Origin of the sequence: Paracoccus sp. (in: a-proteobacteria), assembly GCF_030538495.1 — a bacterium.
Lineage (GTDB): Bacteria > Pseudomonadota > Alphaproteobacteria > Rhodobacterales > Rhodobacteraceae > Paracoccus.
In genome coordinates, this window is sequence record NZ_JAUNTW010000001.1 from 94,445 (window position 1) to 115,258 (window position 20,814).

A 20,814-nucleotide genomic window follows, 5' to 3' on the forward strand; every position below is an offset into this window, starting at 1 on the left:
ACCGCAATAATGGGCGACACCACATTTACGCAGGCTGACGATGACGGCACCCCAAATCACAAATGACCGCCCGACAAAACCGGCCTTGTTGCGCGGCGCGGTCGGGCGCTGTCCGGCCTGCGGTCAGGGGCGGATGTTCACCAGCTATCTGAAGGTCGCGGATCACTGCCCCGACTGCAACGAAGCCCTGCACCATCAGCGCGCCGATGACGGGCCGGCCTATCTGACGATCCTGATTGTGTCGCATATCATGGCGCCGCTGTTGCTGGCGTCCTATATGGCGTGGCGTCCGGGTGCGTTTACCATGATTGCGACCTTTGGGATTGGCTGTGTCGCGCTGTCGCTGGCGCTGCTGCCGGTGCTCAAGGGCGGGATGATCGGGTTCCAATGGGCGCGGCGGATGCACGGATTTGGCGGGCCGACGGGGTCGGGGGTGGCATCGTGACCATTGATCCCAAACAGCAAATTCGCAACGCGGCGACCATTATTTTGTTGCGCCGCCAGCCCGAAGGCGTGTCGGTCCTGATGGGAATGCGCGGTGCGGCGGCGGCCTTTATGCCGTCGAAATTCGTGTTTCCGGGCGGCGCGGTTGATGCCGATGACGGCGACCTGCCCCTGTCGCGTCCCTTGGCGCAGGTGCATCGCGACCGGCTGTTAACCGAACAGCGCGGCGATCATCCGATCAACCCCGACGCCGTGGCCGCCGCCGCCCTGCGCGAACTGGCCGAGGAAACCGGCCTGCTGATCGGCCAGCCCAGTGACGCGCCCGCCCATTGCGCGGGCTATCAAAACAGCGGACTGGCCCCCGACGCATCGGCGCTGAGCTTTGTGTTCCGCGCGATTACCCCGCCGGGCCGTCCGCGCCGGTTTGATGCGTTTTTCTTTGCCGCCGATGCCGCGCGTTTGTCGGTGGACGCGGACGATTTCAGCCGTGCCTGCGACGAACTTTCCCATCTGCATTGGGTGCCGCTGGCAGATGCGCGCGCCCTGAACCTGCCCTTTATTACCGAGGTGGTTCTGGCCGAACTGGCGCAGCTGGTGGCCGGAGTGCCGCATGACGCCGCCCTGCCGGTTCCCGCAACGGTGCCGTTTTTCGATAACCGCACCGAACAGCCGCGCTTTGCCCAGATTTCTTAACGCCCGGTAAAACGCGCAGGGCGTTTTTGCAGAAACGCCGCCACCCCTTCGGCAAAGTCGGCACTGGCCCCGGCGCGGCTTTGCAGGTCAGCCTCTAACGCCAGTTGCGCGGTCAGGTCGTTGTTGAACGACGCGCGCACGGCCTGACGCACGGACAGCAGCGCGGCGGTCGGTCCCTGCGCGATCCGCTGCGCCAGACGATCCACGCCATCCGCAAAGTCATCATCCGCCAGCACCTGCCAGATCATGCCCCAGTCTGCGGCCTGACGCGCCGGAACGGGATCGGCCAGCATCATCATACCCATGGCGCGTTGCGCGCCAACCATGCGCGGAATGACCCAGGTTCCGCCCGCATCCGGAATCAGCCCGATCCGCGTAAACGCCTGAACAAAGCTGGCGCTCTCGGTCGCGACGACCAGATCGGCGGCCAGTGCCAGATTGGCACCCGCCCCCGCCGCGACTCCGTTCACCGCCGCGATGACCGGCACGGGGCAATCCATAATCGCGCGCAACATCGGTTCATATTCACGCCGCAGCGTGCCGCCAATATCGGCCGCCGCCGCCGCGTCGGTCAAATCCTGACCCGAACAAAAGGCGCGCCCCGCCCCGGTGATGACGACGCAGCGCACCGCATCGGGCAGATTGGTTAACGCCTGCGTAATATCCGCGCGCATCTGGCTGGATAGCGCGTTCATTACCGCAGGCCGGTTCAGGGTCAGCGTTGCAATACCGCCGTTCACCGTAAAATCAATGGTTTCGGTCATGCGATCCCCCCGTCAATTCCCGCGCATAATATCATCCAGACGGCGCTGTTCGTCATCCGTCAGACGCGCGACCGGCGCGGCGGATGCCCGCGCCCGCCCGCGCAGAAACAGCCACGCCGACAGCGCCGCGATGATCGCCGCGACCGGACCGGCCAGATACAGGATCAGGTTGCCCCCCGTCGGGCGCGGTTCAAACAGCACAAATTCGCCAAACCGCGTCACGACGTTATCCATCACCTGCGCGTTTGTGTCGCCCGCAACCAGCCGTTCGCGCACATAAAGCCGCAGATCACGGCTGACCGGCGCGTTCGATTCGTCGATATTTTCACCCTGACAGACCGGGCAACGCAGATGCTGCGAAATCTGGCGGGCGCGGGATTCCAGCACGGGATCGTCCAGAACTTCGTCCGGTTGCACGGCCCAAGCTGCTGGAATCAGGGCAAATATCAGGCCGAGAGTTAAAATCAGACGCTTCATTCCGCAGGCACCCCCACGCCACGCGCGCGGCGACCGGCTCCGGCGGCCACGCGATACCGACGATCCGACAGGCTGACCAAACCACCCAAAGCCATCAGGATCGACCCGGCCCAAATCCAGTTGGCAAAGGGCTTGATATAGGTGCGCACCGCCCAGCCGCCATTCGGTTGCGGATCGCCGATGACCAGATACACGTCGCGGAAAAAGCCGTTATTGATCGCGGCCTCGGTCGTGGGCATACCTTGGACGGGGTAAACGCGCTTTTCCGGGGTCAGTGTCGCGACCGCGCGCCCGTTTTGCGCCACGTCCAGCGTCGCCATGGTGGAGATATAGTTCGGCCCCTGCACCTCATCCACGGAACGCAGGGTGATGTCATAGCCCGCGACGGTAAAGGGGGCGTCGATCTGGGCGACGCGGACATCCTCGACCTCCCACGCGATCAACAGGGACACGCCGATAAAGGTGATGCCCAAACCGCCATGCGCAATCGCTTTGCCCCAATCGGCGCGCGGCAGGCGGAACAGGCGCGACAGCCCCGATTTTCCCGTGCGGAACAGCAATTCCGCGCCCGCGCTGAACACCAGCCACGCGCCCAGACCCGCGCCGATGATCGCAATGGCCGAACGCCCGGTCGAGACCGACCAGATCAGCAGACAGGTGGCGGCGGTCAGGACCAGCGCGCCGCGCAGCGGGCGGAACGCCGCGCCGAGTGACCCGCGTTTCCACGGCATGATCGCCCCGAATGGCAGCGCAATCGCCAAGGCGATCATGAACGGCGTGAAGGCTTGGTTAAAGAAGGGCGGGCCGACCGACAGCCGCCGATCCCAGACCAGCTCCGCGACCAGTGGCCAGATCGTGCCGATAAACACCACAAAGGCCGACACGGCCAGCAGCACGTTGTTCAGCACCAATGCGCCTTCGCGGGATATGGGTGCGAACACGCCCTTGGCCGTCATTTCCGACGCGCGCGCAGCGTAAAGCGTCAGCCCCCCGCCCACGAAAAACGCCAGAATCGCCAGAATAAACACACCCCGTTCCGGGTCGCTGGCAAAGCTGTGGACGGATGTAATCACCCCCGACCGCACGATGAACGTGCCGATCAGCGAAAATCCGAACGCCATGATCGCCAGCAACATCGTCCAGCTTTTCAACGATTCGCGTTTTTCCACCACGATGGCGGAATGCAGCAGCGCGGCGGCCAGCAACCACGGCATAAAGGACGCGTTTTCCACCGGATCCCAGAACCAGAACCCGCCCCAGCCCAGTTCGTAATACGCCCACCACGACCCAAGCGCGATGCCGATGGTCAGAAACACCCACGCGGCCAAGGTCCACGGGCGCACCCAGCGGCCCCATGCGGCGTCCACGCGGCCTTCGATCAGCGCACCGATGGCGAAACTGAACGCCATCGACAGCCCGACATAGCCCAAATACAAAAACGGCGGGTGAAACGCCAAACCGGGATCCTGCAACAGCGGATTCAGGTCGCGCCCGTCAAAGGCCGGTTCTGCGATCCGCCAGAACGGATTCGAGGTAAAGATGATAAAGGCATAAAAAGCCACGCTAATTGACGCCTGCACCGCCAGAACGCGCGCCCGCAGCGTGGGCGGCAGATTGCCGCCAAACGCCGCCGCCGCCGCCCCAAACAGCGCCAGGATCAGCACCCACAGCAGCATCGACCCTTCGTGGTTGCCCCAAACGCCGCTGACTTTATACAGCATCGGTTTCGCCGTATGCGAGTTTTCGTAAACCAGCCGCACCGAAAAGTCTGACACAACAAAGGCATAGGTCAGCGCGCCGAAGGACACGATCATCAGCAGCAACTGCGCCATAGCGGCGGGGCGGGCGCTGTCCATCCAGCCCTGCCACCCCTTTGCCGCGCCAATCAGCGGCACGGTGGATTGAAACAGCGCCACCATCAACGCAAGGATCAGGGCAAAATGGCCAAATTCGACGATCATCAGGGCAACCTCCGGCTGGGTTGCACCATAGGGAACACGGTCGCGGGGCGAAAGTCCCCCTTCGCCCTGCGTGATCAGTTTTGCGTGCGTCCTAACGGCGCAGGCTGGCGGCCCAATCGCGCAAGGCCGCGTTATCGTTGAAGTTATCGCCCGGCGTCACCGGTTCGGGTTCGGGTGCCGGTTCGGGCGTTTTCGCCACGCGATGCCGGAAATGATGCGCTTCGCGCGCGCCGAAATAAAACCCGACAATCGCGCCCAGCAGCCACCACAGCGGTTCCGGCACCTGATGCAGCCCCGCCATGCGCAGGCCAAAGCCCGTCGGCTCCGCCATGGCATAGACGAACAGCCCGATCGTCCCCAAGGCCAACATGGGTCGAGGAAGCCGGTTCAAGCCATTGACAAAAATATCAAACCAGCCCTCTCTTGCGATCATGAATTCCTGCCCGTGCTGGGTCATGGCATGGGCATAGGCTTGTTCGTCCAGCTCCATCCGGCGGGTGGCGTTTGCGGTAAAGACCTCGGCCACGCCGGTCACGGCGCTGCCCAAGGCGGTGACGGTCGGCGCGGTGCCGATAATGCGGCTGATCATGCCCATTTTGCGGTCCTTTCACGATGCTGCGCGGCGGTCAGGTGGTAACGCGGGCTGATAAATTCCTCGGCCCGTGTGATCCAACCGCCTTTGCCGCCCTGACGGGTGCGCGCATATTTGCGGCTGGCCACGCGCTGATCGGCCAAGGCATAGTAATAATTCCGCCGCGCAATGCCGTAAGCGTCGGCGAGATGATCCGGCGCCGCCTTGGCCGCTGCCTGCGCCGCCGCAATGGTTAACGGGCCGATCACGCCGTCATCACGCGCGGGAAACCCCATGCGGGTGACCAGCCGTTGCAGGATTTTCACCGCATTTGCCCCCGCATTCACATACATATCAAACACGCTGGCCTGCACCGCGACCGGCAATTCGGCCAGACGCGGGCGGCGAAAGTAATGTTCAACGAAAATCTGTTCGGCCTGCGCGCGGGTCAAGGCGCGCACATCGGCGGCGTCGATGCGCCCGTCGCGGTTCAGGTCCATCCCCAGACTGCGCATGGTGCCGATGGTGACGCCGTATTTCGTGGCCCCGCCGGGATCGTCGGGGTCGTTCACATACCCCCCTTCGCGCGCGACGATGTGGCGCGCGATCTGTTCAACGCTGTGCATACTGCCCCCTTGGTCAAAGACGGGGGCAAGCTGCGCCTAAATGGTTAATGACCCGTTAACCCTGCGCGCGGTCACGAGTTTGGCTTATCGCCTTCCCAAACGCCGGTGGCCTTGAGCGTGTCAATCACTTCGCGCGGCATATAGGTTTCGTCGTGTTTGGCCAGCACCTCGCGCGCTTCGAACCGGCCGTTGCGATACCAGCCTTTCGCGATTGTGCCCTGCCCTTCGCTGAACAAATCCGGGCGCGGGTCACGGCCGATATAGCTGACGGGAATCTCATAGGCGCCGTCTGTGATCACAAAATCAAACTCGACCCCATCACGGTTCACGATTGACCCTTCAACGACCAGCCCGCCCAGTTGGAAAAATTCGTCAGGATCGGGCGTGGTTTCCACCACTTGGGACGGGGACCGATACAGGTTAATCCCGTCGCTGAAACCGTAACCAATCAACCCCGCCGCCACGACCAAGGCCATTGCCGCCCCGGCAATAACCTGAATACGGCGTTGTTTTTTCAGTGATTTCATACCGGCCATATCATGCCCCTTTCTGTCAGGCAGCCTGAAACTGGATCGGACGGCGCAGAAACTGCGTGGCTTTGCCAGACACCCGCACCGGGTCGCCCGTCGTCAGATATTTCGACTGCGTTCCCGAACCGATAAATTCGGGCCTGCGTGTAAGATAGTCAGCCAGGCTTTCCGCGACCAGCCCCGCCTGACTGAAAACCTGCACCTGCGGACCCAAAGCGCGCTGAAACGCGTCCTGCATCAGCGGGTAATGCGTGCAGCCCAAAATCGCGGCTTCGGGATGCGGCATCCGGCGCAGCAAGGCCTCGACATGGGATGTCACCAAAGCCTCGGCCAGAATTTCGTCACCCATTTCAATGGCATCGACGACACCGCCGCAGGGCTGCGCCTCGACATCCACCCCCACGGCGCGAAAGGCCAGTTCGCGTTGAAACGCACGGCTGGCCACGGTGGCGGGCGTCGCAAACAGCGCCACATTGCTGACCGCGACGCGACGGGGCGGCGAATTGTCGCCCCATGCGCGTTCGGTCAGTGCCTCGATCATGGGGACAAACACGCCCAGAACGCGCTTATCCGCAGGCAACCAGCTTTCCTGCATCCGGCGCAGAGCGGCGGCGGAAGCGGTGTTGCAGGCCAGAATGACCAGATCACATCCTTCGTCCCACAGCCGCGTCACGGCCTGACAGGTCAGGTCGTAAATATCGTCCGGCGTCCGCACGCCATAGGGGGCGTGCGCGTTGTCACCCAGATAGACCAGCGGCAGATCAGGCAACCGCGCGGCAATCGCCTGATGCACCGTCAGACCACCCAGCCCCGAATCAAAAACGCCAATCGCCATCACATCCCCCTGTCCTGCGCGGGTCTGTGGTAAGACACCGCGCGACAGAAGAAAATGACTTAGATCATTCGGCGGCCTCTTGCCGGGGCGCACCACCGGCCCGGAACCACGCCAGCAATTCGGCGCGGCGTTCGGCGGCCTCATCCGCGGCTTTGTCCTTGACCGGGCCATAACCGCGCACGGTCAGCGGCAATTCGGCCAGTTCTTGGGCCACCGACATGGTGGCAGGCGTGACCTTAGCCAGAACCTCGGCCATGTCGGCTTCGTATTCGCGGATCATATCACGTTCACGTTTGCGTTCGGGGTGCCACCGGAACGGGTCGATGATCGTGCCGCGAATCCCCTTGAGCGCAGCCAGAACGCGGAAACCGCGCAGCATCCACGGCCCGAATTCGCGTTTCGGCGGGCGGCCATCCGCGCCCGTGCCACCCATGATCGGCGGCGCAAGGTGATAGGACAGCTTCACATCGCCTTCCCACAATTCGGCCACGCGATCAGCGGTTGTCAGATGCAGGCGCGCGACTTCGTATTCGTCTTTATAGGCCAACAGCTTGTAATATCCGCGCGCCACGCTGTCGCGCAATTCCGCCGGGGCCTTATCAACCAGCTTGCGGAAACGCTTCGCCAGACGCGCGTTCTGATACCCGACCAGACGGTCGGCGCGATAATCCACCGGATCAACGGGCAAGGTCGCCACATCCGCAGGCCGCGCGATCTGGTCCGGGAAGGCAATCGCCCAGCGGCCAATCTGAAACGCGCGCTGATTTTCGGCCACCTTGGCGCCGTTCAGCTCAATCGCCTTCAGGATCGCGTCCTGTGACAGCGGCACCAGCCCCTGTTGCCACGCGGCCCCCAGCATCAGCATGTTGGAATAGATCGAATCGCCCAGCATACGCAGAGCCAGATCGCTGGCGTCAAAGAACGCGACCCGATCCTGCAACCGCGATTGCAGCGACAGTTTCAGCCGGTCCGCCGGCACCTGAAAATCACGGAGCCGGGTAAAGTCGCCGGTGATGATTTCGTGATCGTTCACCACGGCGCCGGTGCGGCCTTGGGTCATCAACCCGATGGTTTTGCCGCCCGCCGTCACGACCAGATCGCCGCCGATGATGCAGTCGGCTTCGCCCACGGCAACGCGGATGGCAGAAATATCTTCAGGGCGGTTCGCCAGACGCAGATGGATGTGAACCGCGCCGCCTTTTTGCGCCAGCCCGGCCATTTCCATCAGGCCCGCGCCCTTGCCGTCCATATGCGCCGCCTGCGCCAGAACCGCGCCGATGGTCACAACGCCGGTGCCGCCGACGCCGGTAATCACGACGTTATGCGTGCCGTTGATCGCGGGCAGCGAGGGCGTGGGCAGGTCAGGCAGATCGAACGCCTCGGCCTTGGGTTTGCGCAGCTTGCCGCCCTGCACCGATACAAAGCTGGGGCAGAAGCCTTTGACACAGCTGTAATCTTTGTTGCACGACGACTGGTCGATCTGGCGTTTGCGGCCCAGTTCGGTGTCCAGCGGCACGATCGACACACAGTTCGATTGCACGCCGCAATCGCCGCAGCCTTCGCAAACTTCGGGGTTGATCCAGATGCGGCGGTCGGGATCGGGGAAGTCGCCTTTTTTCCGGCGACGGCGTTTTTCGGCGGCGCAGGTCTGGATATACAAAATCGCGCTGACGCCTGTTCCCGTGGACAATTCCTGTTGAACATTCAGCATCTTATCGCGTTCTTCGAAACGCAGGCCACTGGGGAATTGTTTGCGGTCAACGTCTTCTTTTTCGTCATACACGACAACGACGGGGTTCACGCCCATGGCGACCAGTTCGCGCGCGATTTGCGGCGCGGTCAGGTCGCCTTCGTTCGGCTGACCGCCGGTCATCGCAACCGCATCATTATACAGGATTTTATAGGTGATGTTCGTTCCCGCAGCCAGTGCCGCGCGGATCGCCAAAATCCCCGAATGGTTATAGGTTCCGTCGCCAAGGTTTTGAAAAACATGGTTTCTGGTGCTGAACGGTGCTTCGCCGACCCAGTTCACGCCTTCGCCGCCCATTTGGGTGAAACCGTTGGTTTCGCGGTCCATCCACTGCACCATATAGTGACAGCCGATCCCGGCATAGGCGCGCGCGCCATCGGGCAGGCGCGTGCTGGTGTTGTGCGGACAACCCGAACAAAACCAAGGGGTTCGCGTCGCAATCTCAGGTGCGTTATCGTTGCGGCGCACATCGTTCAGGCGGTCGATCCCGGCGCGGATCTGGTCGGTGCCGCGGCCTTCTTCGATCAGGATGTTGCCGATTTTCTGCGCGATAATCACCGGGTCCAGGGCATAGCGCGTCGGGAACAGTTCTTCGCCCGTGCGGTCGTGTTTCCAGCCATGAATGCGGCGGCCGTGGCGGCTGTCAAAGATCGCCTCTTTGATCTGCACCTCGATCATCTTGCGTTTTTCTTCAACGCAGACAATTAGGTCAAGGTTTTCAGACCATTCTTGCATAGACTTCATGTCCAGCGGCCAGGTCTGCCCAACCTTATAGGTGGTGATGCCCAGCCGTTCGGCCTCGGCCTGATCAATGCCCAACAGGGACAGCGCATGGACCAGATCCAGCCAGTTTTTCCCCGCCGCGACAAAGCCGATTTTCGCGCCCGGCTTACCCCAGACCTGACGGTCAATGCGGTTGGCGCGGGCGAATGCCTCGGCGGCAAAGCGTTTATAGTCGATCATCCGCGCCTCTTGGGCGACGGGGGTGTCGCCGGGGCGGATGTTCAGCCCGCCTTCGGGCATAACAAATTCGGGGGTGACAAACTTCAGGCGGAACGGGTCGCCGTCCACAACGCTGGTCACCTCGACCGTGTCTTTCATGGTTTTCAGGCCGGTCCAGACGCCCGCAAAGCGCGACATGGCGTAACCATACAACCCGTAATCCAAGATTTCCTGAACGCCTGCGGGCGACAGAACCGGGATATAGGCGTCAATCATCGCCCAATCCGATTGGTGCAACACGGACGAGCTTTCGCCGGTGTGGTCGTCGCCCATGGCCATCACCACGCCGCCATGCGGGGACGAACCGGCCATATTCGCGTGGCGCATCACATCGCCCGACCGGTCAACGCCCGGACCTTTGCCATACCACAGACCGAACACGCCGTCATATTTGCCTTCGCCGCGCATTTCGGCCTGCTGCGCGCCCCAGATCGCGGTTGCGGCCAGATCTTCGTTCAGGCCGGGCTGGAACAGCACATTCGCCGCCGCCAGCCGTTTGGTTTCGCGCGCCATTTGCAGATCGACGCCCCCCAAGGGCGACCCGCGATAGCCCGTGACCAGACCCGCCGTGTTCAGACCCGCCGCCTGATCGCGCGCCGCCTGCATCAGCATCAGCCGGACCAAAGCCTGCGTCCCGTTCAGCAAAACCTGCGATTTGGTCAGATCGTAACGATCGGCCAGCGAAAATTCTTGCTTGCTCATGCGGTGTTCCTCCCTTGTGGCGCGCTGCTTTGCATTATAGGTCAGAACTGTTGACCGATGAAAGCAAAAATCTTGACATAATGGTCATGCCGCGTAAACGGCTGTAACGTAATGTCTGCAAAAACTGCATGGCCGTTATGACAGGATTGTAACACGAATGGATTGGGACAAGCTAAGGATATTTCACGCGGTTGCGGATGCGGGCAGTTTGACCCATGCCGGCGACACGCTGCACCTGTCCCAGTCGGCGGTCAGTCGCCAGATCCGCGCCCTGGAAGAATCACTTGGCACGACCCTGTTTCACCGCCACGCCCGCGGCCTGATTCTGACCGAACAGGGCGAATTGCTGTTCGAAGCCACATCGACCATGGCGCGCAAATTGGAAAGCACCTCGGCCCGGATCAGGGACAGCGAGGATGGCGTTTTCGGCGAATTGCGCGTGACCACGACGGTGGGGTTCGGGTCGCTGTGGCTGGCGCCGCGTCTGGTCAAACTGTATGATAAATACCCTGATCTGCGCATCGACCTGATGCTGGAGGAACGCCTGCTGGACCTGCCCATGCGCGAAGCCGACGTCGCCATCCGCATGAAGGAACCGAACCAGTCCGATCTGATCCGCCGCCGTTTGCTGAATATCCGGATGCGGCTTTATGCCAGCCCCGACTATATCGCGGCCAAGGGCATGCCGAAGACGCTGGCAGATCTGGATCAACACCGGCTGATTTGTCAAAAGCCGAACTTGCCGCAGGTGGCGGCGGGCGCTGATCTGGTGCAACAGATCATGACCCATCCCATCGGGTCCACGCTGACGGTGAACAATTACTTTGGCGTGGTTCAGGCGACCTTGGCCAATCTGGGCATCGGCGTGATGCCCGCCTATCTGCTGGCCGATTATCCGCAACTGGTGCGCGTTCTGCCCGATCTGGAATCCGACGAAGTGCCTGTTTTCCTTGCCTATCCCGAAGAACTGCGCCAGACCCGCCGCGTCGCCGTATTCCGCGATTTCGTGTTAGAGGAAATTCAGTCCTTCCGCCGCCACCTGACTGAAACCGGCATCACCACCTGACAGCCATTCGGTCAGCGCATGTCGGCTATGCTGCACTTGCAGCATAAAAAGGTTGATTCCGACATGGCATGTAAATATGTCACCCTCAGAAGGTTGTGGCTTATTCTGCCCGGCTTTCTACCTCCCTGTTGGACTTAGGCCGGGCGTTTTGCCCGGCTTTTTTTTATCCCGCGCCCTGCCCCCTTTCCATAGCTGCGCCAAAGCCATAAAAGGCCAGAAATCTGTCAGCGCAAAAAGGGCCGTAACATGCAGGAACCCACGATCACCCCCGACCTGATCGCCGCGCACGGGCTGAAGCCCGACGAATACGACCGCATCCTGCACATCATCGGGCGCGAACCGACCTTTACCGAACTGGGCATTTTTTCTGCGATGTGGAACGAACATTGTTCCTATAAATCGTCGAAAAAATGGCTGCGCACGCTGCACACGACCGGCCCGCAGGTGATTTGTGGCCCCGGTGAAAATGCCGGCGTGGTGGATATTGGCGACGGTCAGGCCGTTGTTTTCAAAATGGAAAGCCATAACCACCCGTCCTATATCGAACCGCATCAGGGCGCAGCGACCGGGGTTGGCGGCATTTTGCGCGACGTGTTCACGATGGGCGCGCGCCCGATTGCCGCCATGGACGCGCTTTCCTTTGGCCGCACCGACCATCCCAAAACCCCGCATCTGGTCAAAGGCGTGGTCGAAGGGATCGGCGCCTATGGCAACGCGTTCGGCGTGCCAAATGTCGGCGGAGAGGTGCGGTTTCACCCCGCCTATGACGGCAACTGTCTGGTGAACGCCTTTGCCGCCGGTCTGGCCGATGCGGATAAGATTTTCTATTCGGCGGCGTCGGGCGTGGGGATGCCGGTTGTGTATCTGGGCGCGAAAACCGGCCGCGACGGCGTGGGCGGCGCGACCATGGCATCCGCCGAATTTGACGACACGATCGAAGAAAAACGCCCCACCGTTCAGGTCGGCGATCCCTTCACCGAAAAATGCCTGCTAGAGGCGTGCCTGGAACTGATGACGACCGATTCCGTCATCTCGATTCAGGATATGGGCGCCGCCGGTCTGACCTGTTCCGCCGTCGAAATGGGCGACAAAGGCGGGCTGGGCATCAAACTGGTGCTGGATCACGTCCCGCAGCGCGAACGCGCGATGACCGCCTATGAAATGATGCTGTCCGAATCGCAGGAACGCATGTTGATGGTCCTCAAGCCCGAAAAAGAGGCCGAGGCCCGCGCCATCTTTGAAAAATGGGATCTGGACTTTGCCATCGTTGGCGAAACCATTGCCGAAGATCGCTTCCTGATCCTGCATGGCAATGACATCGTGGCCGATCTGCCGCTGTCGAAACTGTCCAGCAGCGCGCCGGAATATGACCGCCCGTGGATCGAAACCCCGGCGGCGGAACCGCTGACCGAACTGCCCCAGATCGCCCCGATTGCGGCCCTGCGCGCGCTGATCGGATCGCCCAACTACGCCAGCAAACATTGGGTTTGGGAACAATATGACACGCAGGTCGGTGCCGACACGATCCGCCGCCCCGGAATGGGCGCGGGCGTGGTGCGCGTGCATGGCACGACCAAAGCCCTTGCCTTTACCAGCGACGTGACCCCGCGTTACGTCAAGGCCAACCCTGTCCAAGGTGGCCGCCAAGCCGTGGCCGAGGCGTATCGAAACCTGACCGCCGTTGGCGCCACGCCGCTGGCCACGACCGACAACCTGAATTTCGGCAACCCCGAAAAGCCCGAAATCATGGGCCAATTCGTCGGCGCGATTCAGGGCATTGGCGAAGCCTGCCGCGCATTGGACTTCCCCATCGTGTCGGGGAACGTGTCGCTGTATAACGAAACCGACGGTCGCGCGATTTTGCCGACGCCCACGATTGGCGGTGTTGGCCTGATCGCGGATCTGAACGACCTGATCGCGGGCCTGCCCGTCGCGGGCGATGTGGCCGTGGTGATCGGCGAAACGACCGGCCATCTGGGGCAATCCGCGCTTGCAGCCGAGGCCTTCGGCATCGAATCCGGTGACGCCCCGCATGTCGATCTGAGCGCCGAACGCGCGCATGGCGAATTTCTGCGCGCACATCGCGGTCTGGTCAATGCGGCGACCGATCTGTCCGATGGCGGGCTGGCCTTGGCCGCGTTCGAAATGGCCGACGCCGCACAGATCGGCGTGACGCTGGACAGCGCCGACATCGCGCAACTCTTTGGCGAAGATCAGGCCCGCTATCTGGTCGCCTGTGCGCCGACACAAGCCGATGCGCTGATCGCGGCGGCGGCTGAAGCCGGTGTGCCGGTCGCGCGCGTGGGTCAGTTCGGCGGCGAAGTGGTCACGCTGGGCGGCGACGCCGCGCCCTTGGCCGATCTGTCGCGCCTCTATCGCACGGCGTTTGCGGCGGCGATTGGCGGCGACACGCCCGATCACGCATGACGCTGCGCGCACCAGCAGGCTTTGCCGCCATTATCACGGCGGCAGGGCGCGGCACCCGTGCGGGCGGCGACCGCCCCAAACAATGGCAAATGCTGCGCGGCCAATCGGTTCTGGCGCGCAGCATCGCCGCCTTTGCGGGCTTTGACCGCGTTATTCTTGTGGTGCATCCCGACGATCTGCCCGACGCGATCACCGAATTCGCCGGTCCCGTCACGATTGTCACGGGGGGAGAAACGCGCTCCGCCAGCGTCCTTGCCGGGCTGAACGCGCTGAACGGTCAGGCCAGCCATGTGCTGATCCATGATGGCGCGCGCCCGCTGGTCAGCGACGCGGTGATCCAAGGCGTGATCGACGCGCTGCAATCGGGGGCCGATGCCGCAGCCCCCGCCCTGCCCGTGTCGGACGCGTTATGGCGCGGCGAAAACCAGACCGTAACCGGCACCGCCGCGCGGGACGGTTTGTATCGGGCGCAAACGCCGCAGGGTTTCTCTTGTGCAAAAATACTCATGGCGCATCGGCAAAACCCACAGGGCGCGGCTGATGATGTGGAACTGGCGCTGAGGTCCGGCATCGCTGTGACCATCACACCGGGCAGCGAAGACAATCTGAAAATCACCTATCCCGCCGATTTCGCGCGGGCGGAACGCATTTTAGGGGGCGACATGGATATTCGGCTGGGCAATGGATACGACGTTCACGCCTTTGGTCCGGGGGATCATGTCTGGCTGTGCGGCGTGCAGATCGCGCATGAGGCGGGGTTGGTTGGTCATTCCGACGCCGATGTGGGGATGCATGCGCTGACGGACGCGATTTATGGCGCCTTGGCGCAGGGCGATATTGGCCGCCATTTTCCCCCGTCCGATCCGCAATGGAAAGGCGCCGACAGCGCGATTTTCCTGCGCCACGCCGCCGATCTGGCCCGCGCGCAGGGGTTCCGCTTTGGCAATGCCGATGTGACGCTGATCTGCGAGGCCCCGAAAATCGGCCCCCATGCCGCCGCGATGCAGGCGCGACTGGCCGAGATCATGGACATCGACCCCGCCCGCATCAGCGTCAAGGCCACGACATCGGAACGGCTGGGCTTTACCGGACGGCGCGAAGGCATCGCCGCAATCGCCACCTGCGCGCTGATCGGGGGCTGATATGGAACGGCTGTTGTGCATCTGGTTCGGCGCGGGCCTTTTGCGCCCCGCCCCCGGCACGTGGGGGTCCGCCGTCGCGGTTGTCATGGGGCTGCTGATCCACCGGATCGGGCATTTCCCCTTGCTGGCACTTGCCACCGTCGCGGTGACCGCCGTCGGGTTCTGGGCCGTTGCGCGCCACACCGCCGGCATGGCCGACCCCGACCGCAGCGAAATTGTCATCGACGAAGTCGCCGGTCAATGGCTGGCCCTGTGCTTTCCGTCCTTTGGCTTCTGGATGATGGGCCTGCCTGCGGACAGCTTTCCCTATCCGGGATGGGTCGCGGCGTTCCTGTTTTTCCGCCTGTTCGACATTTGGAAACCGTGGTTGGTGGGCCGCGCGGATCGGCGCGGCGATGCGGCGGGGGTGATGCTGGACGATCTGTGGGCCGGGCTGTTCGCGGGTCTGGCCACGATGGCCGCCGCCGCCATCAGCCACGGATTCCTGATGTGACCGCCGCCCGCGTTCTTAATGCCGCGCGCAAACGCGGCGTGATGATCGCCACGGCCGAAAGCTGCACGGGCGGGCTGATCGGTGCGGCGTTAACCGATATTGCCGGGTCGTCGGATGTGGTGGATCGCGGCTTTATCACCTATTCCAATGCCGCGAAAATGCAGATGCTGGGCGTGTCGGCGCAGACCTTGGCCGATCATGGCGCGGTCAGCGAAGAAACCGCCGCTGAAATGGCCTCGGGCGCGTTGCGGGCCTCTGATGCGGGGATCGCGGTGTCGGTGACGGGCATCGCAGGCCCCGGCGGGTCCGATCACAAACCCGAAGGCCGCGTGTGCTTCGGGATCGCCACCCCCGCAGGCACCAGCACCGAAACCGTTGATTTTGGGGCGCTTGGCCGCGCCGGGGTGCGCGCGGCAACGGTGAACCACGCGCTGAACCTGTTGCTGGCGGCTTTGGATCAGGACAGCAGCGCCGCCATCTGATGCACCATATCGTCGGGCGTGTCCCATGCGCAGACCAATCGCACGGCAACCGGATTCACCCCGTCCGGCGCATCATCAGACCACAGATGGTAACGCGCCCCCGCCGCCTGCGCGCGGGTATGGGCCGCGGCGGGGATCGTGGCGAACACCGCGTTCGACTGGACCGGAGCCAACAACGCGCCCCCGCCCGCCACGACGGCATCGGCCAGATAAGCCGCTTTGGCATTGGCCTGCGCGGCGATCGTTAACCATAAATCATCGGTCATCAACGCCAGCATCTGCGCCGCCAGAAACCGCGATTTCGAAAACACATGCCCCGATTGCTTGCGCCGGAAATCAAAGCCCACGGCGTGATCGGGGTTAAAGAACACCACAGCCTCGGCCCCCATGGCACCGTTCTTCGTGCCGCCGAAACACAGCGCATCCACCCCGGCGCGCCATGTCAGATCCGCCGCCGAACAGCCCAGATACGCCGCCGCATTGGCAAACCGCGCGCCATCCATATGCAGCACTAACCCCGCGTCATGGGTTACGCGCGCAATCGCCGCGATCTGTTCGGGGTCGTAAACCGTCCCCCATTCGGTCGCATTGGTGATCGACACCATGGCGTTTTGCCCCACATTCAGACCGCCCGCCGCGCCTGCGCTTATCGCCTGCGCCAGATCATCGGGCGACATGCGACCATCCGCGCCCGGCAGCGTCACCAGTTTCGCGCCATGGGTGAAAAATTCCGGCGCGCCGGATTCGCTGGTTTCGATATGCGCGTCGTGATGGGCGTAAATCCGGCCATAGGGCGGCGCCAATTGCGCGCAGACCAGTGCATTCGCCGCCGTCCCCGTCGAAATGAATCGCACCACGGCGTCGGGCGCCTGCAACACGTCGCGCACCGCATCCGCCGCGCGTTCCGTCACCGGGTCCGCGCCATAGCCCATCACCGCCCCGTCATTTGCATCGGACAAGGCCCGCAAAACCGCCGGATGCGCGCCCCAGGAATTGTCGGATGCGAAATTCATGACAGGTCTTCGATGATGTGGTCTTCCCAATCGTCTTCGGTCACGGTCAATTCGCTGACGGTGCGGCCACGCATACTGATGCCCGCGCGATGCACCGATTCGGGATCACCGGAAATCAGCGGGTGCCAATCGGCCAAGGGCTGCCCCTGATGCCGCAGACGATAGGCGCAGGTGCCGGGCAGCCACCACGCAATTTCCTTGATTTTTTCGGGGCTTAGCACGACGCAATCCGGCACGAAATCATGCCGGTTGGCATAGCTGCTGCACCGGCAGGCGTGGTCATCCAACAGCTTACAGGCGACGCGGGTAAAGGCCAGTTCGTTCGTATCTTCGAACTCGATTTTATTCAGGCAGCATTTGCCGCAGCCGTCGCACAGGGCCTCCCACTCATCGGGGGTCAGTTTGGTTAACGGCAATTCCCAGAATTTTTCCCGCATCACAGCCCCGCCAGAATGCTGCGCGCCTGCGCCGCGTCGTTTTCGATATGGCGGATCAGCGCGTCGATGGTGGTAAAGTTGACCTCATCGCGCAGAAATTCAATCAGCGCGACGGACAGATGCTGACCGTATAAATCACCATTGAAATCAAACAGATGCGTTTCCAGATTGGGCGCGTTTTCGCCAAACATCGGCCGCACCCCAAGGCTGGAGACCCCGCGATAGGTGCCGCGATCCGGCCCGGTCAGAATATCGACCAGCACGGCATACACGCCCAGACGCGGCAGATGCAGCCCGTCCATGCGCATATTCGCGGTCGGCCAGCCCAATTTGCGGCCCCGTTTTTCGCCGTGGATCACCTCGCCCTCGATCCGGTGCCAATGGCCCAGCATGGTTTCCGCATCGCGCGGGCGGCCATCAGTCAGCGCCTGCCGGATCGCGGTTGAACTGAAATCCGCGCCGCCGTCGCCCACCAGCGGCACCACGGTGACGCCAAAACCGAACTGCTGCCCCAAATCGTGCAGCGTCTGCGCCGTCCCCACGCGCCCTTTACCGAAACAGAAATCCGCGCCGACCGTGACATGCGCCACGCCCAGCCCGTTCACCAACACATCACGGGCAAACCCCTGCGGCGTCAGTCCCGCCATGACCGCGCCAAAGGGCAGCTCATACAGATGCTGCACCCCCAGACGCGCCAGCCGGTTGGCCCGCGATTCGGCGTTCATCAGCCGAAAAGCCGGCGCGTCGGGGGCGAAAAACTGGCGCGGATGGGGTTCGAATGTGATCACACCTAACGGCGCATCCGCCGCGTGGCGCGCAATGTCGATGACCGCGCGATGCCCGCGATGAACGCCGTCGAAATTGCCCATTGCCACGGTTGCGCCGCGCGCATGGGGCGATATTCCGGTCCAATCAGAGTGGATATGCAACGGCGCCCCCAATGCGGCGCGGCCCGCGCCCTAGTCGAATTTGCGGCTTGGGGCCAGCACGACCGCCTCGCCCTTCAGCACGACCGTATCGCCCACCAAGCAGCGGGTTGCAAGCGTCACCCGCCGTTTGGTGTGGTCGATAGCGTCCACCGTCACCTCGGCCCGGACAAGATCGCCGGGGCGCACCGGCGCCATGAATTTCAGCGTCTGCCCCAGATAGACCGTGCCATGCCCCGGCAGTTGTTCGCCAATCACCGCCGAAATCAACCCGGCGGTCAACATGCCATGCGCAATCCGCCCCTGAAAAATCGTGTCGCGGGCATAGTCATCATCCAGATGCACCGGGTTTCGGTCGGTCGATACCTGCGCGAACATGTCAATGTCCTGATCGGTCACCTGCTTTTGCAGATGGCGGGTCATGCCCAGTTCCAAATCCTCAATCACGATGGTGCCGCGGGGAAGGTTATCCAACATTCCGACCTCCTATGGGATAATGCTGCATAGCAGCATTGCGGCGTAGGTGCAAGATAATTACGTTGGCGCACACTTGTGCGGCACAATGTTGCGCACCCTGCCCCAGACATAAAAACGCCCGGACAATGCCGGGCGTCGCAAGGCTCATGTGGCGCAGATCAGCGCAATCGGCCAATTGCATAGGTCGGGGCCATCTCTTGCACCGCCAACCAATCGCGCAGCAAATCCGCATCGGGGTTTTCAACGTCAGCGCCCAAAGCCTCGGCCGCCAGACCGCCGGTGACAAAAATCGAATCGATGCCCTGATCCCGCGCGCCTTTAACGTCGGTCATGATGCCGTCGCCCACGGCCAGAACCCGCGCGTCGTCGCCCAGCCCCATCAACCGCCGCGCGCGGTCATAGATCGGCGCATGGGGTTTGCCGAAATACAGCGCCTTGCCGCCCAGATTTTCGTAAAACTCGGCCAAGGCACCGGCGCAATAAATCCGGTGTTCGCCCATATCCACGACAATATCGGGATTTGCGCACAGCATCGGCAAACCGCGATCGCGGGCAAAGATCAGACGGTCGCGGTAATCTTCGGGCGTTTCGGTCATTTCGTCGAACGGCCCGGATGCCACGATCCCCTGCGCCTGATCCAATTCGACGCGCTCCATCACCGCCGGATTCACCAGATCATCGGGAATGTCGGTGAAAAAACCGTCATCTTTTTCGGTGCCGATATGCCAGACCTTGTTCCCGACCGCGCCCGCGAACATCGCATCCTGCGCGGCGTCGCCGGAACTGACGACCAAATCCCACGCATCGCGCGGCACGCCCATGCGGTCCAGTTGCGCGATGACGTAATGCCCCGGACGCGGCGCATTGGTCATCAGACAGACCCGCCCGCCCTGCGCGCGAAACGCCTGCAACGCCGCGACCGCCGCCGGATAGGGGGACTGCCCGTTATGCAGACAGCCCCACAGATCGCAGAACAGCACATCATAGCTGGCCGAGACATCGGCCAGCGACTGAATAATCCGCGTCATCAGATCGCCAGAGCCGGGATGATCTGTTTCTTACGGCTCATGATGCCGGGCAGAACAACGCTGTCGCCGGTTACGGTGGCGGCAAAGCTGCGTTCCGCGACCTGTTTCACAAAGTCGTTCGGGACCAGCAAGGTCGCCTCTTCGCGCAGGATGTCCACGATGAACAGAAGCACTTCGTCGGCGCCGTCAGCCGCAGCAACGGCGGGCATGGCGGCGATCAGCGCGGCTTTGCGGTCCAGCAGAACCTGCGGTGCCGTGGTTTCCAGAACCGAAACGCGCAGCTGTTTGCCGCCCAATTCGTATTCTTTGCTGTCCATACGCAGCAAGGCGTCGTCGCTGAACGCGCTGACATCCGACTTCGCGGCGAACATTTCGGTCGCGTAATCGGTGATGTTCAGGCCCAGATCGGCGGCCAGCTTTTCCGCGACAGCGCGGTCATGCGGGGTCGTGGTCGGGCTGCGGAATTCCAGCGTGTCCGACAGAATACAGGTCAGCATCACGCCTTTGATCGCTTCGGGCATCCGCGCCATGTCATCGCCGATCAGGTCATGCATGATCGTGGCGGTGCAGGCCAGCGGGCGGATGGTGATGTTGATCGGCGTGCGGGTTTTGATGCCGCCAGCCAACAGGTGATGGTCAATGATTTCAATAACTTCGGCGTCATTGATGGACGCCGGCAATTCCGCCGGGTTGTTGGTGTCCACGATCACGCATTTGTCGCCGGCGGCAACATCGGTGATGAATTCCGGCTTGGCCAGATCCCAGCGGTGCAGCATCCAGTTGGCTTCGGTGTTCGGTTCGCCTTGCAGCACCGCCTTGGCCGGTTGTTTGCGACATTCGTTCAGATACCACGCCCAGATAATGGGCGAGCCGGTCGAATCCGTGTCGGGGGAGGTGTGGCCGAAAACCTTGATCGTCATAATACGCCTCATGCGTTGCAGTTGCCGCGCTTATAGGGATCGCTGCCG

General features: G+C 62.5%; 21 protein-coding genes. 7 read left to right on the forward strand and 14 right to left on the reverse strand.

Translation table 11 applies throughout. The annotated features are described in order from the left end of the window. Positions 1 to 40 precede the first annotated feature (40 nt). Positions 41 to 445 (forward strand): DUF983 domain-containing protein, encoded by a 405-nt coding sequence (locus tag Q4G20_RS00440; RefSeq protein WP_303341029.1) that lies wholly within the window; start codon positions 41 to 43, stop codon positions 443 to 445. After that, a complete protein-coding gene (locus tag Q4G20_RS00445; protein ID WP_303341031.1) occupies positions 442 to 1,137 on the forward strand; it encodes an NUDIX domain-containing protein in 696 nt (231 codons plus the stop codon). Before Q4G20_RS00440 ends, Q4G20_RS00445 begins: the two co-directional genes overlap by 4 nt. Here Q4G20_RS00445 and Q4G20_RS00450 read toward each other — a convergent pair. The 8 genes from Q4G20_RS00450 to Q4G20_RS00485 form a co-directional block, all read right to left on the reverse strand. Continuing rightward, the gene (locus tag Q4G20_RS00450) at positions 1,134 to 1,901 is read right to left on the reverse strand and encodes an enoyl-CoA hydratase-related protein (protein WP_303341033.1); all 768 of its coding nucleotides are present in this window, start codon (positions 1,899 to 1,901) and stop codon (positions 1,134 to 1,136) included. The two genes, Q4G20_RS00445 and Q4G20_RS00450, sit on opposite strands and share 4 nt — an antisense overlap. 12 nt (positions 1,902 to 1,913) lie before the next feature. Then, entirely contained in the window at positions 1,914 to 2,378 is a 465-nt protein-coding gene (locus Q4G20_RS00455; RefSeq protein WP_303341035.1) for a cytochrome c-type biogenesis protein, read from the reverse strand. Further along, positions 2,375 to 4,339: a heme lyase CcmF/NrfE family subunit gene (locus tag Q4G20_RS00460; protein WP_303341038.1), complete on the reverse strand. Its 1,965-nt coding sequence runs from the start codon at positions 4,337 to 4,339 to the stop codon at positions 2,375 to 2,377. Before Q4G20_RS00460 ends, Q4G20_RS00455 begins: the two co-directional genes overlap by 4 nt. A gap of 91 nt (positions 4,340 to 4,430) precedes the next feature. Beyond that, positions 4,431 to 4,934, reverse strand: coding sequence for a holin family protein (locus Q4G20_RS00465; RefSeq protein ID WP_303341040.1), 504 nt, complete (start codon positions 4,932 to 4,934; stop codon positions 4,431 to 4,433). After that, positions 4,925 to 5,536 carry a holin-associated N-acetylmuramidase gene (locus Q4G20_RS00470; RefSeq protein WP_303341042.1) on the reverse strand — a complete coding sequence of 204 codons (612 nt, stop codon included), beginning with the start codon at positions 5,534 to 5,536 and terminating at the stop codon, positions 4,925 to 4,927. Before Q4G20_RS00470 ends, Q4G20_RS00465 begins: the two co-directional genes overlap by 10 nt. A 71-nt stretch (positions 5,537 to 5,607) precedes the next feature. Further along, positions 5,608 to 6,063 carry a cytochrome c maturation protein CcmE gene (gene ccmE / locus Q4G20_RS00475; RefSeq protein WP_303341418.1) on the reverse strand — a complete coding sequence of 152 codons (456 nt, stop codon included), beginning with the start codon at positions 6,061 to 6,063 and terminating at the stop codon, positions 5,608 to 5,610. 25 nt (positions 6,064 to 6,088) lie between these two features. Further along, entirely contained in the window at positions 6,089 to 6,901 is an 813-nt protein-coding gene (locus Q4G20_RS00480) for a glutamate racemase (protein ID WP_303341044.1), read from the reverse strand. Between the two features lie 64 nt (positions 6,902 to 6,965). Next, positions 6,966 to 10,355 carry an indolepyruvate ferredoxin oxidoreductase family protein gene (locus Q4G20_RS00485; protein ID WP_303341047.1) on the reverse strand — a complete coding sequence of 1,130 codons (3,390 nt, stop codon included), beginning with the start codon at positions 10,353 to 10,355 and terminating at the stop codon, positions 6,966 to 6,968. Between the two features lie 157 nt (positions 10,356 to 10,512). Here Q4G20_RS00485 and Q4G20_RS00490 point away from each other — a divergent pair, with 157 nt between their 5' ends. The 5 genes from Q4G20_RS00490 to Q4G20_RS00510 all read left to right on the forward strand — a co-directional run bounded on the left by Q4G20_RS00490 (position 10,513) and on the right by Q4G20_RS00510 (position 15,965). Continuing rightward, positions 10,513 to 11,421, forward strand: coding sequence for a LysR family transcriptional regulator (locus Q4G20_RS00490; protein ID WP_303341050.1), 909 nt, complete (start codon positions 10,513 to 10,515; stop codon positions 11,419 to 11,421). Positions 11,422 to 11,667: 246 nt separating this feature from the next. Then, positions 11,668 to 13,848, forward strand: a complete 2,181-nt coding sequence (purL, locus tag Q4G20_RS00495; RefSeq protein WP_303341052.1) for a phosphoribosylformylglycinamidine synthase subunit PurL — start codon at positions 11,668 to 11,670, stop codon at positions 13,846 to 13,848. After that, on the forward strand, positions 13,845 to 14,990 hold the full coding sequence (locus Q4G20_RS00500) for a bifunctional 2-C-methyl-D-erythritol 4-phosphate cytidylyltransferase/2-C-methyl-D-erythritol 2,4-cyclodiphosphate synthase (RefSeq protein ID WP_303341054.1): 1,146 nt from the start codon (positions 13,845 to 13,847) through the stop codon (positions 14,988 to 14,990). Before purL ends, Q4G20_RS00500 begins: the two co-directional genes overlap by 4 nt. Before the next feature lies 1 nt (position 14,991). After that, the gene (locus tag Q4G20_RS00505; protein WP_303341057.1) at positions 14,992 to 15,483 is read left to right on the forward strand and encodes a phosphatidylglycerophosphatase A; all 492 of its coding nucleotides are present in this window, start codon (positions 14,992 to 14,994) and stop codon (positions 15,481 to 15,483) included. After that, positions 15,480 to 15,965, forward strand: coding sequence for a CinA family protein (locus Q4G20_RS00510; RefSeq protein ID WP_303341059.1), 486 nt, complete (start codon positions 15,480 to 15,482; stop codon positions 15,963 to 15,965). Before Q4G20_RS00505 ends, Q4G20_RS00510 begins: the two co-directional genes overlap by 4 nt. On the opposite strand, the gene Q4G20_RS00515 is transcribed toward Q4G20_RS00510, so the two are convergent. The 6 genes from Q4G20_RS00515 to Q4G20_RS00540 form a co-directional block, all read right to left on the reverse strand. After that, positions 15,941 to 16,978: a low specificity L-threonine aldolase gene (locus Q4G20_RS00515; protein ID WP_303341061.1), complete on the reverse strand. Its 1,038-nt coding sequence runs from the start codon at positions 16,976 to 16,978 to the stop codon at positions 15,941 to 15,943. The genes Q4G20_RS00510 and Q4G20_RS00515 overlap by 25 nt on opposite strands. Continuing rightward, a complete protein-coding gene (locus Q4G20_RS00520; protein ID WP_303341063.1) occupies positions 16,975 to 17,415 on the reverse strand; it encodes a YcgN family cysteine cluster protein in 441 nt (146 codons plus the stop codon). Before Q4G20_RS00520 ends, Q4G20_RS00515 begins: the two co-directional genes overlap by 4 nt. Beyond that, positions 17,415 to 18,344 (reverse strand): bifunctional riboflavin kinase/FAD synthetase, encoded by a 930-nt coding sequence (locus Q4G20_RS00525; protein ID WP_303341065.1) that lies wholly within the window; start codon positions 18,342 to 18,344, stop codon positions 17,415 to 17,417. The genes Q4G20_RS00520 and Q4G20_RS00525 overlap by 1 nt, the downstream gene beginning before the upstream one ends. Positions 18,345 to 18,374: 30 nt before the next feature. Continuing rightward, positions 18,375 to 18,818, reverse strand: a complete 444-nt coding sequence (locus Q4G20_RS00530) for a MaoC family dehydratase (protein ID WP_303341066.1) — start codon at positions 18,816 to 18,818, stop codon at positions 18,375 to 18,377. A 158-nt stretch (positions 18,819 to 18,976) separates the two neighbouring features. Next, entirely contained in the window at positions 18,977 to 19,846 is an 870-nt protein-coding gene (locus Q4G20_RS00535) for a TIGR01459 family HAD-type hydrolase (protein WP_303341068.1), read from the reverse strand. After that, positions 19,846 to 20,766 (reverse strand): manganese-dependent inorganic pyrophosphatase, encoded by a 921-nt coding sequence (locus Q4G20_RS00540; RefSeq protein ID WP_303341070.1) that lies wholly within the window; start codon positions 20,764 to 20,766, stop codon positions 19,846 to 19,848. Before Q4G20_RS00540 ends, Q4G20_RS00535 begins: the two co-directional genes overlap by 1 nt. Between the last annotated feature and the right edge of the window lie 48 nt (positions 20,767 to 20,814).